At 29.8% G+C, this 15,593-nt stretch carries 13 protein-coding genes; 3 read left to right on the top strand and 10 right to left on the bottom strand.

What is annotated here, in order from left to right:
• Positions 1-301: 301 nt before the first annotated feature.
• Positions 302-2,305: an NAD-dependent DNA ligase LigA gene (gene ligA, locus AB1Z17_RS10090; RefSeq protein WP_368051677.1), complete on the top strand. Its 2,004-nt coding sequence runs from the start codon at positions 302-304 to the stop codon at positions 2,303-2,305.
• Positions 2,306-2,401: 96 nt separating this feature from the next.
• On the opposite strand, the gene AB1Z17_RS10085 is transcribed toward ligA, so the two are convergent.
• From AB1Z17_RS10085 to AB1Z17_RS10060, 6 genes are all read right to left on the bottom strand, one after another.
• Entirely contained in the window at positions 2,402-2,896 is a 495-nt protein-coding gene (locus AB1Z17_RS10085; protein ID WP_368051676.1) for a DUF2911 domain-containing protein, read from the bottom strand.
• Complete coding sequence (locus tag AB1Z17_RS10080; RefSeq protein WP_368051675.1) at positions 2,896-3,738, bottom strand: DUF2911 domain-containing protein; 843 nt, start codon at positions 3,736-3,738, stop codon at positions 2,896-2,898. The genes AB1Z17_RS10085 and AB1Z17_RS10080 overlap by 1 nt, the downstream gene beginning before the upstream one ends.
• A gap of 102 nt (positions 3,739-3,840) precedes the next feature.
• Positions 3,841-5,481, bottom strand: a complete 1,641-nt coding sequence (gldG, locus tag AB1Z17_RS10075; RefSeq protein WP_368051674.1) for a gliding motility-associated ABC transporter substrate-binding protein GldG — start codon at positions 5,479-5,481, stop codon at positions 3,841-3,843.
• Positions 5,471-6,199, bottom strand: coding sequence for a gliding motility-associated ABC transporter permease subunit GldF (gene gldF / locus AB1Z17_RS10070; RefSeq protein ID WP_368051673.1), 729 nt, complete (start codon positions 6,197-6,199; stop codon positions 5,471-5,473). The genes gldG and gldF overlap by 11 nt, the downstream gene beginning before the upstream one ends.
• 22 nt (positions 6,200-6,221) lie before the next feature.
• Positions 6,222-6,524: a putative quinol monooxygenase gene (locus AB1Z17_RS10065; RefSeq protein WP_368051672.1), complete on the bottom strand. Its 303-nt coding sequence runs from the start codon at positions 6,522-6,524 to the stop codon at positions 6,222-6,224.
• Positions 6,525-6,533: 9 nt separating this feature from the next.
• Positions 6,534-7,364 (bottom strand): S-adenosyl-l-methionine hydroxide adenosyltransferase family protein, encoded by an 831-nt coding sequence (locus AB1Z17_RS10060; protein WP_368051671.1) that lies wholly within the window; start codon positions 7,362-7,364, stop codon positions 6,534-6,536.
• 182 nt (positions 7,365-7,546) lie between these two features.
• Here AB1Z17_RS10060 and AB1Z17_RS10055 point away from each other — a divergent pair, with 182 nt between their 5' ends.
• Both AB1Z17_RS10055 and AB1Z17_RS10050 read left to right on the top strand, forming a co-directional pair.
• A complete protein-coding gene (locus AB1Z17_RS10055) occupies positions 7,547-8,500 on the top strand; it encodes a PhoH family protein (RefSeq protein WP_368051670.1) in 954 nt (317 codons plus the stop codon).
• Between the two features lie 81 nt (positions 8,501-8,581).
• Positions 8,582-9,532, top strand: a complete 951-nt coding sequence (locus AB1Z17_RS10050; protein ID WP_368051669.1) for a phosphoribosylaminoimidazolesuccinocarboxamide synthase — start codon at positions 8,582-8,584, stop codon at positions 9,530-9,532.
• A gap of 218 nt (positions 9,533-9,750) precedes the next feature.
• Here the strand turns inward: AB1Z17_RS10050 and AB1Z17_RS10045 are convergent, their stop codons facing one another.
• The 4 genes from AB1Z17_RS10045 to AB1Z17_RS10030 form a co-directional block, all read right to left on the bottom strand.
• Entirely contained in the window at positions 9,751-11,181 is a 1,431-nt protein-coding gene (locus AB1Z17_RS10045; RefSeq protein ID WP_368051668.1) for a bifunctional UDP-sugar hydrolase/5'-nucleotidase, read from the bottom strand.
• A gap of 111 nt (positions 11,182-11,292) precedes the next feature.
• Complete coding sequence (locus AB1Z17_RS10040) at positions 11,293-11,736, bottom strand: hypothetical protein (protein WP_368051667.1); 444 nt, start codon at positions 11,734-11,736, stop codon at positions 11,293-11,295.
• 90 nt (positions 11,737-11,826) lie between these two features.
• The gene (gene yidC, locus AB1Z17_RS10035; RefSeq protein WP_368051666.1) at positions 11,827-13,722 is read right to left on the bottom strand and encodes a membrane protein insertase YidC; all 1,896 of its coding nucleotides are present in this window, start codon (positions 13,720-13,722) and stop codon (positions 11,827-11,829) included.
• A gap of 108 nt (positions 13,723-13,830) precedes the next feature.
• Positions 13,831-15,444, bottom strand: a complete 1,614-nt coding sequence (locus AB1Z17_RS10030) for a CTP synthase (protein WP_368051665.1) — start codon at positions 15,442-15,444, stop codon at positions 13,831-13,833.
• Positions 15,445-15,593 lie beyond the last annotated feature (149 nt).

The raw sequence follows: 15,593 nt of genomic DNA, 5'->3' as shown, positions 1-15,593 counted from the left end.
ATCTTTATATAGTTTCGGTAGTAAATGGTTTGCCATCATTGTACCTGAAGTTCCAGCGCCTAAAATAAGTAAGTTTTTCATTTTTAATAGTTTAGTTTTATTTTTAATTTAAGACATATTGAAATAGTCTTTTAAATATTTAGTAAAGTTACTTTAGTTGCATAAACATTTTTATGATAAAAGTCAGATTACAATGTCACTTTAGTTACATATTAATATTAGTTAGGCAGTATTATTTAATGAAATTTCAACATTTAAATTTTAAAAAATATGATTACTTTTAGCCAAGAATTTAGAAAATATGTCAAATACGATTGAACAACAAATTAATGCGCTTAGAGATGAATTAAGAATGCATAATTATAATTACTATGTATTAGATGCACCTGTGATTTCTGATTATGAATTTGATATAAAGTTAAAAGAACTTGAAAAGTTAGAAACTGAAAATCCACAATTTTTTGACGCTAATTCTCCAACACAGCGAGTAGGTGGTTCAATTACTAAAAATTTTAATACAGTTGTTCATAAAAACAGAATGTATTCTTTGTCTAATTCTTATTCAAAAGAAGATTTAGAGGATTGGGAAAAAAGAATTAAAAAAATGCTGGGTTCAGAGGACGTTGAATATACATGTGAATTAAAATACGATGGAGCTTCTATAAATTTATCGTACCAAAATGGAAAATTAGTAAGTGCGGTAACTCGTGGAGATGGTTTTGAAGGTGATGAAGTAACTGCAAATATTAGAACAATAAAGTCTATTCCTTTGGTTTTAAAAGAATCATTTATTGATGATTTTGAGATTAGAGGTGAAATAATATTGCCTTTAGATGGTTTTAATAAAATGAACGAAGAACGCATTGATATTGGGGAAGAACCCTACAGAAATCCTAGAAATACTGCTAGTGGAAGTTTAAAATTGCAAGATAGTGGTGAGGTTGCCAAGCGTCCGTTAGATTGTTTATTGTATCATATTGTTTCTAATAAACATATAAAAGATACGCATTTTGAGACTTTAGAATTTGCAAGAGAATTGGGTTTTAAAGTTCCAAAAGCTATGGAAGTTTGCTCATCTATAAACCAGGTTTTTGATTTTATTGAAAAATGGAATATGGAACGCTTTAATTTACCCTATGAAACCGATGGAATTGTTGTTAAAGTAAATTTGTTAGCACAGCAAGAAGAATTAGGTTATACAGCAAAATCCCCACGTTGGGCAATTGCATATAAATTTAAAGCTGAGCAAGTAAGTACTGTTTTAAATGAAATTACCTACCAAGTTGGTAGAACGGGAGCAATTACTCCTGTGGCTAATTTAGAACCTGTACAACTTGCTGGAACTATTGTAAAAAGAGCCTCATTACACAATGCTGATCAAATTGAAAAATTAGATATTAGAGCAAGAGATACTGTTTATGTTGAAAAAGGAGGTGAAATTATTCCAAAAATTGTTGGTGTAGATTTAAGTAAAAGACCTTTAAATTCTGAACCTACAAATTATATCACTCATTGCCCAGATTGTAATACGGAATTGATTAGAAATGAGGGTGATGCCAAGCATTATTGCCCAAATGAGTACGGTTGTCCAACCCAAATTACTGGACGAATTCAGCATTTTATTAGCCGAAAAGCAATGAATATTGACGGTTTGGGAGCTGAAACTATTGAATTACTTTTTAAAGAAGGTTTAATTAATAATTATGCCGATTTGTATGAATTAAAAGAGCATCAGATTATTCCATTAGAACGTATGGCAGAAAAATCTGCTCAAAATATTATTGCAGGCATTAAAAACTCTAAAAATATTCCTTTTGAAAAAGTGCTATTTGCTTTGGGGATTAGATTTGTTGGTGAAACCGTAGCAAAAAAACTGGCAAAACATTTTAAATCTATAGATAATTTAATGAAAGCTACATTTGAAGAACTAGTCACCGTTGATGAAATAGGTGATAGAATAGCACAAAGTGTTATTGATTTTTCTTCAAACTTGGTTAATATTCAATTGGTGTCACGATTAAAATCGTATGGCGTTCAGTTAGAAATGTCGGCAGAATCGCAAGAGAATATTACAACAATTTTAAAAGATAAAATATTTGTAGTCTCTGGTGTTTTTACAATTTTTAATAGAAATGATTTAAAAAAATCTATAGAAGATAATGGAGGTAAAGTAGCAAGTTCTATTTCAAAAAAGACGACTTATGTTATTGCAGGTGAAAATATGGGGCCAAGCAAATTAGCAAAGGCAGAAACTTTAGGAATTCCAATTATTTCTGAAAGTGATTATTTAAAAATGTTGGAGTAATTTTTATTGAAAAAATGGTAGTGGATGGTAATTAAAAAAAGTCTGTCTAAAAGTTTTTAAAACATTTAGGCAGACTTTTATAGTAAGTATATTTAATTATTGAACTGGAATAAGTAATAGCACTTTGTCCCAATTAAATAAAATTCCGTTATCCTTATCAATAGAGAAAGTCATTTGTTCTGTACTTTTAGCAGCTGTATTAGCTCTTAATTTAATGCGTAACAAATCATTTTTCTCATTATATCCATTTGACCCCCACGCGTCATTTTTTTTACTAAAAATAACTATCCATTCACCTTCTTCAGAAGGAATTAAGAATAATCCATATTTTCCTGCCGGAACTGTTGCGTTTTTAATAGTAACTTCTTTACTAAAACTTACTGTAGTGTTTTCATTAGCACCAGCTCTCCAAACTTTATTATAAGGCACTAATTCTCCCCAAATAGTTCTTCCATTTACGCTTGGCGCGCCATAATCTACAGTTACGGCTACTTTTCCGATTGTTCCAGTAGCTTGTTTTCTAGGACTTTTTTGAGCAAATGTTATTGTTGCTACTAATAGAAATACAAGAGTTAATTTAAATTTTGTCATTATTTTTGCCATTTTGCAATTGATTCTTTATTCATTTTAACATAATCTGCATTGTTAGCTTTCATAGCACCTTCTAAAGATTTTTTAGCAGTTGCAATTGCTCCGGCTTTATCACCTAAATCAGCTTGAATTAAGCTCATTCTTCTTAAATACCAAAACGGAGGATTGTCTCCAGCAGTTGCTTTTTGCATCCAAGCCAACGCTTGTTTTAAATCTTTACCTTCTGCGTGGTAATAAGACGCTGCCTGAAAGTAATCGTTTCCAGATGGTCCAGCCATTACAGTTTCAATACTTTTAGAAGTAATTTTGTCTGTTGGAACTTCAAAAGTAACACCTACATAAACATTTTCCCAAAGCATTCCTAAAATAGCAGAACCTGTTTTTACATCATCAAAAGTTAGTGTGAAAGATTCGATAGACATCGGCATTTCTTCAACTTTAGCGGTAGTTTTTGCGGCAACTTTACTTTCATCCCATTTTTGAGGAGCTCCCCAATTGTTGGAATCGCTATAAAAAATCACATCCCAAGATGTTTCATTAGGAATTGTGAAAATTGCATATGTTCCTTTTTTCAATTCTTGGCCGTCGATAGTTACATTATCGCCAAAAGTTATTTTTGTATTGGCATTTGCACCAGTTCTCCAAACTTCTCCGTAAGGCACTAAATCTCCAAAAATTGTTCTACCTCGCATAGCAGGACGCGAGTATTCAACAGAAACGTCGGTTAAACCAACAACTTGTTCCATTTTTGCAGCAGGACTTGGCTGTGGTGTTTTAATTTGCGCATAAGATGTTGCTGTTAAACCAACAAATAATAGTAAGAGTGATAATTTTTTTAGCATAATAGTTCTATTTAAGTTTTGTAACAAATATAACTTATATAAACCCCTATAAACAAAGAGGTTTTAATTTTAACAAATTTTTAAGAAGAAGGTTTTAGAAATTTAACTGTATTTTTTCTTTCTGAAAGAGTTAAATGTAAGCCCAAAAACACCTAAAATAACCAAAGGAAAAAGGATATTAATTAACTGCCATTTAAAAGCTTCTTCATACGCTTTTTGTTTGTTTAAAAAGGCTATTTTTATGGTTTTGGAACGTAGGTTTATTAAACCAGAATCGTCTACTAAATAATTTATAGTATTTAGTAAAAAGTCTTTATTTCCGAAGCGTTGATTTGTAAACTTATGAACACCTAATTCAATAGGTTGTCCATTTACAATTTCATTTGCAATAATATCACCATCTGAAATTACAACGATTTTAGTAGCTGTGCCAATTTCTTTGTAATTAGCTAAATTAAAAGGTTTTACACGATTGTAGTATGCAGATTTAAAAGAGCCTTCAAGTAAAACAGCTAATGGTTTATCTCCGTTAGAAAAATTAGCAGGATCTGGTTTTTGACTGATGCTTTTTAATGAAATAATTGTGGGAGTTCCTATAATTTTTGAAAGTGGAGAACTTTGTAATAAAACAGTTTTGGAAATACTATTTTTTAAGGTGTCTATACTATTGGTGAATTTAAAATTTACAGGAGCAATATTGTTATTTATAGGATGGTTATTTAAAGAATTAGCCAATGGAAAATAATTCCATTGAAAATTATTAAATTGTGTTTTGTTTCCAATATTTCCGGTTGCCAATGTAATTTGAGAACTGTATAAATCGCTTACTAAATCTGGATTAATTCTTACACCATAATTAAAAAGTAAATCGGTTAAACCTAAATCTCTTGGATATACTAAAGATTCTCCGGTTTGCATTAGGCTGTCTAATTCTGCTTGTACATTGTCTAGCATCCACAATGTTTTTCCGCCTTGCATTACATATTGATCTAGTGCATATTTTTCTTCTTCAGTAAATTTTTCTGTTGGTTTTGCAATTATTGCAAGATCGAAAGTAGTAAGTTGTTTTAACGTTTTTTGAGGTTCTTTAGCTACGGAATCTATGGAAAAAGGAGCGAGGTAATAGTACTCACCTAATTTCTTTAAAAAATCGAATAAATAAACATCTTCTAATGTTCCTTTACCTCTTAAAACAGCTATTTTTTTTGATTTTTTAGTTGTTAGTTTATGAATGGCATTTGCAAAAGCATATTCTAAATTTTGAATAGAACTTTCCAATTGCTCATCTTGCGAATTAGAAAAAATATCTTTCAATAAAGAAACATATTCCGTTTTGTTTTTATAATTTATTTCAGCAAAAGGAAATAATACAATTTCAGATAGTTTACCGTTTTCTTCAACTTGCAATCTGCTTGGTTCTAGTCCGTTTTCTATTAATTTTTGAGCATTATCAATCGGATTTATAAATCTGAATTGTATGTTTTTATTACGGTTTTTTAATTCTTCCAGATGTAGTTTTGTTTCAATTTGAAGGCGTTTAAATTCCGCAGGAAAATCACCTTCAAGATATACTTTAACAATAATAATTTCATCAACATTCGTTATAATGTTTTCAGTTGTTTTAGATAAGGTATAGCGCTTGTCTTCAGTTAAGTCGAACCTCTTATAAACCTTTGAACTAATGTAGTTTATTATGATTATTCCTATTAGAAAAACTACTATTTTAGAATACTTATTTTTCATGTTGTATTCTAAGTTTAGTTAAAAATAAAAAAAAGACTGTAACCGAAATAAAATAGAGCAAATCTTGTGTGTCTAAAACCCCTTTACCAATACTGCTATAATGGCTATTCATTCCAATTTTTTGAATTAAATAATCTGAATTCCCAAATAGTGTATAGGTTGCCATAGCTTCGAAACCATAAAATAAGAAAAACGAACTAAAAACGGCAATTATAAAAGAAACAATCTGATTGTTAGAAAGTGTGGAAGCAAATATGCCAATTGAAGTATAAGCGCTCGCCAAAAATAACAGGCCTAAAAAAGAACCAATGGTTGTTCCAATATTAATATTTCCAATAGGATTTCCTAGTTGATATAAGCTAAATACATAAATTAGTGTTGGTGCTATTGCTAAAACAGCCAAAATTAATGCTCCAAAATATTTACCTAAAATTAATTGCCAGTCGGTTAGTGGTTTTGTTCTTAAAATTTCAATAGTTCCAGCATTAAATTCATCAGAAAAACTGCGCATTGTTATTGCAGGAATTAAAAAAATAAAAATCCAGGGAGCTAAAAAAAAGTAGCTACTTAAATCGGAAAAACCAGCATGCAAAATGTTATAGTCGCCATCAAAAACCCAAAGAAATAATCCGTTTATCACTAAATAAACAGCTATTACCAAGTATGCAATTGGAGAAGAAAAAAAGGAAGAAAGTTCTTTTTTTAAGATGGGTAACATTTTTTTTATTAAAGGTTTAAAGTTAAATCTTTTCAGAAGTAAAGAGTTTATCAACACTCCAGGCTTCGGGTTTTTTATTAAATAATTTTTTTGTTTTAGCCCAAACGGTTTTAAAAAAATCAGAATTTCTATAATTTTCTAAATCTTGTTCAGATTCCCAATAGCTATATGTAAAAAAAACTGTTGGTTTTTCTTTATCTCTGTATAACTCTAATAAACGACAGCCTTTAGAATTTCGTATTTTTTCTTTGTTGTTATTAAAATTTTGAAGGAATGTTTCAATATTAGAAGCTTCAAAACTCATTTTTACAATGCGAACAAACATAGTTGAATTTTAAATAAAATTAATAGTTAATTTATCTCTGTAATTTAAACCAAGTAAAGAAGCTGCGCCACCAACTGTATTTAAATTGCTTCTGTAAATTGCAATTTCTAAATAATTTGCAGAATTAAATAATGCCAACCTGCTTCCTTCTTTTTGACGCATTTCTTTTGGTATAGAAAAATCAACAAATTCACTATATTTTGAATAAATTTTCTTAAAAGTATATCTATTTGCAGTTATTTCAAAATTGCGTCCTTTACCAACTTCTTGAAATAATTTTTTTGAAACATTACTTATAGAATTTCCATAATTATCAATATAAATTATATTTCCAGAAATTGAAGCATTGTCACTAGATATAAACGGTTGTAATTCTATTAATTTTTTTACATCATTAATTATTTTTCCAATAACTTCAAGAGTTCCACCTCTGGCAATATGGCAAGCTACTTTTACAAAAATATCTAAGACAGGAAAACTTGTTTCTACACGATCGTGAATATTGATTTCAACTATTTTTTCAGGTTTAATTTCAGCAGTTAATAGTGAGATTACACCATTATTTGCACATATAAAATAGTGATTGTCCAATTTAAGAGCAATATGTTTGTTTTCTTCATTTAACTCTGAATCTACTCCAATTATATGAATGCTTCCGTCAGGGAATCCTTTGTAAGCATTTTTTAAAATATATGCCGTTTCTGTTATGTTAAATGGAGCAATATGGTGTGATATATCAACAATGCGAGCATCGGGTAATTCGCTGTAAATTGTGCCTTTTACAGAACCAACAAAATGGTCTTTTGTCCCAAAATCAGTAGTTAATGTAATTATTGACATATAATATTTGCACAATTTTTTTTAATGAATAGCAATTAAATATACTTAATAAAATGTTTAAAACTTATTTGAAAAGTCTTAATTATTGTTATTTGATATATTTAAATTTGTTATGCAAATCTAATCAATTATTCGGTTATTTTATGTACATTTTATTGAATTAAACTTAACACATTTTACATTTGAACGAACGTATAATTGAATTAACAGAGATAAATCCAAGCGATTTGTTTGGTACTCAGAACTCAAACGTAGATATTTTACGTAGGTATTATCCAAAACTTAAAATAGTTGCTCGCGGTACTAGTTTAAAAATTTATGGTGAGCCAATTATTTTAGATGAGTTTGAAAAAAGGGTGGAGATGCTTATTAAATATTTTAACCGTTACAATAAATTAGACGAAAATAGTATAGAACGTATTTTAACTTCAAATGGTAAGGAACATAAAAGTTCTAAATTGGCAGATGGCATTTTGGTACATGGTGTTGGTGGAAAGTTAATAAAAGCACAAACTGTAAACCAGCGTAAAATGGTTGAATTAATGGATGTTAACGACATGCTTTTTGCTATTGGTCCTGCAGGGACAGGTAAAACATATACAGCTGTTGCATTAGCAGTTAAAGCTTTGAAAGAGAAAGAAGTAAGGAGGATTGTGTTAACTCGTCCGGCAGTGGAATCGGGTGAGAATTTAGGTTTTTTACCGGGAGATCTAAAAGAAAAATTAGATCCCTATATGCAACCTTTATATGACGCTTTAAGAGATATGATTCCTTTTGAAAGGTTGGATTCTTATATAGAAAAAGGAGTAATTCAAATTGCACCATTAGCATTTATGCGAGGGAGAACCTTGGATAATGCTTTTGTAATTTTAGATGAAGCGCAAAACACAACGCATAACCAAATGAAAATGTTTTTAACCAGAATGGGAAAAAACGCAAAATTTGTTATTAATGGTGATCCAGGTCAAATAGATTTACCAAGACGACAAGTTTCTGGTTTAAAGGAAGCAATTTTAACGCTTAAGAATGTTAAAGGTATTGCATTTGTGCATTTAGATGAAAAAGATGTAATTAGACATAGATTAGTAAAAGAAATAATTTCAGCGTATAAAAGTTTGACAGTAGGGAATGAATAGAATCTTGTAAGAGAAAAATCTTATAGGCGTTTCAAACACAATGTTATAATTGAACAAGTTAATAGATAAATATTTAAAATAATGAGCAATACAATCAACAATACGAATTATAATTTCCCAAAACAGAAATCTTATTATAAAGGAAAAGTTAGAGAAGTTTATAATATTAATGATGAAATTTTAGTGATGATTGCATCAGATAGACTTTCTGCATTTGATGTTGTAATGCCAAAGCAAATACCTTATAAAGGACAAATTTTAAATCAGATTGCTTCAAAAATGATGGAGGCAACCAAAGATATTGTTCCAAATTGGATTATTGCAGTTCCAGACCCAAATGTTGCTATTGGACATTTATGTGAACCTTTTAAAGTAGAAATGGTAATTCGTGGCTATATGTCTGGTCACGCCGCAAGAGAATATAAAGCAGGTAAAAGAGAGCTTTGCGGAGTTTTAATGCCAGAAGGAATGAAAGAAAATGATAAGTTTCCTGAGCCGATAATTACTCCTGCTACAAAAGCAGAAGATGGTGATCACGATGAAGATATTTCCAAAGAAGACATTATTGCTAGAGGGATAATTTCTAAAGAAGATTATGAAGTATTGGAAAAATATACACGTGATTTATTTCAAAAAGGTACCGAAATTGCTGAAGAAAGAGGTTTAATTTTAGTGGATACAAAATATGAATTTGGAAAAACTAAAGACGGAAAAATTTTATTGATTGATGAAATTCATACCCCAGACTCTTCGCGTTATTTTTATGCGGAAGGATATGAAGAAAGACAAGCAAAAGGAGAAGCTCAAAAACAACTGTCTAAAGAATTTGTACGACAGTGGTTAATTGCTAATGATTTTCAAGGTTTAGAAGGACAAAAAGTTCCTGAAATGACCGATGAAAAAATTCTAGAAATTTCTGAAAGATATATTGAATTATATGAAAAAATTACTGGAGAAACTTTTGTAAAATCTGATTTAAGTAATATTAATAAAAGGATTGAAAAAAATGTACTTGCTTTTTTAAATCGTTAAAGGACAGGTTTTTCAGAATTATTTCAGCTTAAGAAAATTGATGTGTTGATTTTATAGTGTCATTCCTGCGAAAGCAGGAATCTATAACAGCCGTCAATAAAAAATCTAAAACCTGTAGTATTTTCCAATAACAATTTGTAGATACCTGTTTTTGCAGGTATGACATGGTCCTAAATCTTGTTTTTTTAACTAACCTAAGTAGAAATGATATTTTGCATTTATTGATATTTAAAGTAACTATTTACTTGTGTGTAATTTATTGGAGCTGTTGTGTTTTCAAGATAATTTATTAAGGTTTCAGCGGTTGTATTTGATAAAAATGTTGGAGTTTTAGTGAAATAGTTATCGTAAACGGCAGGTATATAATCATTTAAACCAATGGTTAATGTAAGGCTATCATCTAAAACTTGATTGTTTTTATTTTTAATAATAATTGTGTTGTTTTCTTGTTCAATTAAAACACCAGAATAATAAACCGATGCTTTACTACCTTTCAAAAAGTTTTTAATTTCAGCAACAGTCATTGTGTAAGTTACACTTCCATTATTAAAAGGATCGATACTATAAATTTCACTTTTTAAAATATCGCCTTCATCTAAATCACTTCTAACACCACCAGTATTTTGGAAAGTAATATCAACATTCATTTCATTTCTTAGCGCATCAGTATAAAAACTGCCAACGCTAGATCTATTATGATAAGCTTCAGAAAAACCAATAACTTCATTTAAATTTGCACTTACATTATACATATTAATTAAATCTTTTAAAGTACTATCATAATCTTGGTAATTAGTTAAGTCGATTAATGTATAAGTTGATTTTTTTATTTTTTTATCTTCAAGCTCTAATTCAATTTTACCTAGGTAATTTAAGTTAGAACCTGCTTGATATATTGGAATATTATTAATAGTAGTATTCACTTTAGTGTGTGAATGACCTCCAATTATTAAATCAAAATACGGAAAATTGTTAGCAATATTAAAATCAGTTGATTCTCCTAAATGTGTAAGAGCAACATACAAATCAGAATTTTCAGTTTCTTTAAGTTGCGCGTAGTTGCTAATTACGTTTTGGTACTTCTCAAAAGTTAAATTTTGCACTCTCCAAGGATGTGTTGAAGGAATAATATCGTTGTCTTTTCCATTGGTTTCTACCAAGCCTAAAAAAGTTACTTTTAAATTATCTATTGAAATTGTTTTATATTCAGCGGGTTCTGGAATTTCGCTGTTATTCATATCAACATTAGCGCAAATCCAATCGAATTGAGATTGGTTGAATCTATCTTTTAAAATGGCTTCTCCATAATCAAATTCGTGGTTGCCAATAACAGCAATGTCAAAACCAGTTTTATTCATTAAATCAATAATAGGAAATCCTTTTTGAGGATGATTATCTACCACTGGATTTCCTGAAAAAATATCTCCACTGCAAACTAATAAAACGTTCGTTTCCATTTTTTCTTTAGCTACGATATCTTTTATTTTTGCAAAATTATTTAATTGTCCGTGTTGATCGTTTATATGAAATATGGTTAGGGTTTTTATACTTTTATCTGGTATTGGCAATGTACTCTCACTTTCTTTGGAGCAAGAAAAAATAGAAAAAGCTATTACAGAAATTAAAATGTATTTAAATGTAAATTTCATATGCTGATTTAAAATTGGGAAATCGAGTTAGTTTTATAATGTTTTTATCTTAGCGACTAAACTAAATCTTAAAACGTAGTAAAAGTATAGAATTTTACGATTTTTGGTTAATTACCCTTCAACTTTTTTTTCTGTAGCTTTAACTACTTCAATTAATTCTTTCGTATTTAAAGGATTAGAAGTCAACCAGTTTAAAGCAGTATCTATTGTAGAAAAAACAGCAACTTGTTGCTCAACATCAGCTAACATTGTTTTATAAATGGTGGTTGTAACAACTTGGTTGGGCGTGCTGGTGACAAAACCTACTTTTCTTTTACCCAGTTTAGGAGCGTTATTTTTAATAAAATTTACAAATTTTTTTATGTCCTCTTGCGGAGTAAAGAAATTTACATTTTTAAAATGAATAAGGTAATTGAGACCCGTTTTAAAGTCTTTATCATTAAATGTTTTTTCTTTAAATTTAATATAGGAATCAACATCTATATTACCTTTATGGTATTCGATAATAATATTATGCTGAACAATTATTTTATATGAACTTTTTAAAGCTGCCATATAATAGTTTTGGGTTTGTAAAAACATAAATGTAAATAAAAAGTCCTTTTGAAAAAACAAAAGGACTTAGAAATTAACAAATGGTATGTTTTATCGTTTCTTTTGCTTAGCTTGTTGTTCCTGTGCTTGTTTCATAGCATCATTTATACGTTTTCTAAACTTACCTTCTTTTTTTGGTTTCTTTTTATTTTCTTCAATTTTAGCGTGAATTTTTTCTTCATCTATAATATAATGCTTAATAACCAACATTATAGTAATAGTTAATAAGTTAGAAACAAAGTAATATAAACTTAAACTACTTGCATACATATTAAAGAAAATTAACATCATAACAGGAGAAAGATACATCATCATTTTCATCATCTTTTGCATATCTGGCATTCCTTCTTGCGTAGGTTGTTGCATCCCCATTTGCTGACTCTGACTCATTCTCATATAAAAGAAAATTGCTACAGAAGCTAATATTGGAAATAAACTAATGTGTGATCCATACATTGGTATGTGGAACGGAAGTTCAAATACAGAATCGTATGAAGATAAATCATCTGCCCATAAAAATCCTTTCTGACGTAAATCTATATTAGAAGGGAAAAATCTAAATAATGCGAAGAATACCGGCATTTGTAATAACGCAGGAATACAACCAGAAAGCGGACTAACACCAGCTTTACTTTGTACAGCCATTGTTTCTTGCTGACGTTTCATTGCATTTTCTTTTCCTGGTAAACGCTTATTAATTTCTTCCATTTCAGGTTTTAACACCTTCATTTTTGCACTTGATAAGTAGGATTTATATACCAAGGGTGACATTATAATTCTAACTACAATGGTTAGTAAAATTATAATAATACCATAATTACCAATAAAACCTTGAAGAAAATTAAAAACAGGTACAAAAATTAATCGGTTTATATAACCAAAAATTCCCCAACCTAGATTTACAATTTCTTTAATATTTCTATCGTATTTTTTAAGAATTTGGTAGTCGTTGGGTCCAATATACCAATTCATATTATAATTAAATTCTCCCCCATCTAAAGTTAAAGGAGCTTTTAAAGCAAATGCTTTTGTAAAAACAGTATCTATTTCTTCGTCTTTAGTTAAAGTAACAGAGGTTAATTTAGCGCTATCAAATGCTTTGTCTGAAATTAAGATTGCTGAAAAGAAGTGTTGCTTAAAAGCCACCCAATTTACATCAGTTTCTTCGGCATCATCTTCACCACCAACCGAAAGGTAATCTATATCTTCATCACCTTTTTCATAATACATTTCTGTTTGTTGATTTTCGTAACGAATACTTTTTTCGTGACTAAAACCATCTAAACTCCAATCTAATGTAATTTGTTGTGCTGAGTTTAGCGAAGTGCTTAAACCTTGTGAACGTATATTAAAATCAACCATATATTCATCTGGTTTCATTTCATAACGGTATTCTAAATATCTAGAATCAGAAACTTTTAATTTCATTGAAAGCACTTCGTTTGATCCATCTGTTGTTATTGTTGGCTCAAACATTAAATCTTTTGTATTTAAGATTCTGTTTTCTGAAGTTCCAAAATTAATATTGAAAGAAGCGTTTTGATCTTTTACAATATATAAAGGTAAAGAATCATAGGTAACATAATTTTTTATTAATGCTTCTTTAATTTGTCCACCTTTATTAGAGATTACCAATTTTAGAACATTATTTTCTAAAATTGTTTCACCTTCAGCAATTGTTGCAGAATACCCAAAATCACCTAATTGACCTTTCGCTTTTACTAAAGATAAAGAATCTGCAGCTTGCGATGTTGTTTGGGTAGTATCGTTAAAAGTTGCAGTATTTGTAGTTGCTTTTGTAGCTTCAACTTTTTCTATTTCAGCTGCCTTTTCTTTAGCTGCTTGTTCTTCAGGCGTTGGTTGATTGCTGTACATCCACCATAACATAATAGCGCCAAGAAGCACAAAACCTATAAGTGAATTAAAATCGAATTTCTTTTGTTCCATGTGTATAATTAAATGTCAATTTGTCATTTACTTTTTAAAAAATTTTAAAAAGCCCGACAAAAGTACTAAAAGTAACGTTAATAATTAGTTTTTATTAAGTATTCTATATTAGTTCAAAGAATGTTCCAAAGCAGCTTTTACAAAATCTATAAATAAAGGGTGAGGGTTTAAAACTGTACTTTTATATTCTGGATGGTATTGCACACCAACAAACCATGGGTGAGAAGGGATTTCAACAACTTCAACCAAATTTGTTTCTGGGTTTGTACCTGTTGCAATCATTCCAGCAGTTTCAATTTGTTTTAAATACGAATTGTTAAACTCGTATCTGTGACGGTGTCTTTCGCTAATGAGTTCTTTTTTATAGATGTTTTTAATTTTACTTCCTTCTATTAAAGAACAATCCCAAGCTCCTAAACGCATAGTTCCACCATAATTAACAATGTTTTTTTGTTCTTCCATTAAATCAATTACCGCATGTGGTGTTTCACTATCCATTTCAACGGAATTCGCATCTTTATAACCTAAAACGTTTCTTGAAAACTCAATTACTGCCATTTGCATTCCTAAACAAATCCCTAAAAAAGGGATATTGTTTTCTCTTGCGTAGCGAACCGCTTCAATTTTTCCTTCAATACCGCGTTCTCCAAAACCTGGTGCAACTAAAATTCCATTTAATTTTTTTAATTTATTTGGAACGTTTTTAATTGTTAAATCTTCAGAATGAATCCAGTTTATATTTACGTTTACTTCATTTTGTGCTCCAGCGTGAATAAATGCTTCAGAAATTGATTTATAAGCATCGTGTAATTCAACATATTTTCCAATTAAACCAATTTCAACCGTATTTTTAGGATTTTTAAATTTCTTTAAAAAGGCATTCCATATTTTTAAATCAGGTTGTTTATCGTCTTGTAATTGTAATTTTTTAAGAACTACTTTATCTAATCCTTGTTCTAACATTAAGTTAGGAACATCGTAAATAGTTTCAGCATCAATAGATTGAATAACATCTTCCTTTTTTACGTTGCAGAATAAAGCTAATTTGTTTTTTATAGAATCTGAAATTTCATGTTCTGTTCTGCACACTAAGATATCTGGACTTACTCCACTTTGCATTAGCATTTTAACAGAATGTTGTGTAGGTTTTGTTTTTAATTCTCCAGCAGCAGCTAAATATGGAACTAATGTTAAATGAATAACAATTGCGTTTTCGTGTCCTAATTCCCATAATAATTGGCGCACAGATTCTACATATGGCAACGATTCAATATCTCCAACGGTTCCACCAATTTCAGTAATTACAATATCGTAATCTCCAGTATTCCCTAAAATTTGAATTCTATCTTTAATTTCGTCGGTAATATGCGGAATTACTTGTACTGTTTTGCCTAAAAATTCACCTTTTCTTTCTTTATTTATTACCGATTGGTAAATTCTACCAGTTGTAACATTGTTAGATTGTGAAGTAGGAATATTTAAAAAACGCTCGTAATGTCCTAAATCTAGATCTGTTTCAGCTCCATCGTCAGTTACATAACACTCTCCATGTTCGTAAGGGTTTAAAGTTCCAGGATCTATATTGATATATGGGTCAAGTTTTTGAATGGTAACAGAATAGCCTCGAGCTTGTAGTAATTTTGCTAAAGAAGCAGCGATAATTCCTTTTCCAAGTGAAGAAGTTACCCCTCCTGTTACAAAAACATATTTGGTGTTTTTCATTATTCTTAGGTTTGGGCAAAAGTACTAACTCTATTTTAGTTTACAAAAGGGAAACGCTTAAAAAAGTTTGAAAGTTAGAAAGGTTGTCAAGTTAGAAAGGTATAAAGGTTTGGAAAGTTTAAAAGGGCAAAGTTCTAAGATTATAAATT

The organism is Lutibacter sp. (genome assembly GCF_040883305.1).
Taxonomy (GTDB): Bacteria; Bacteroidota; Bacteroidia; order Flavobacteriales; family Flavobacteriaceae; genus Lutibacter.
This window is presented reverse-complemented; position numbering and strand designations above follow the sequence as displayed.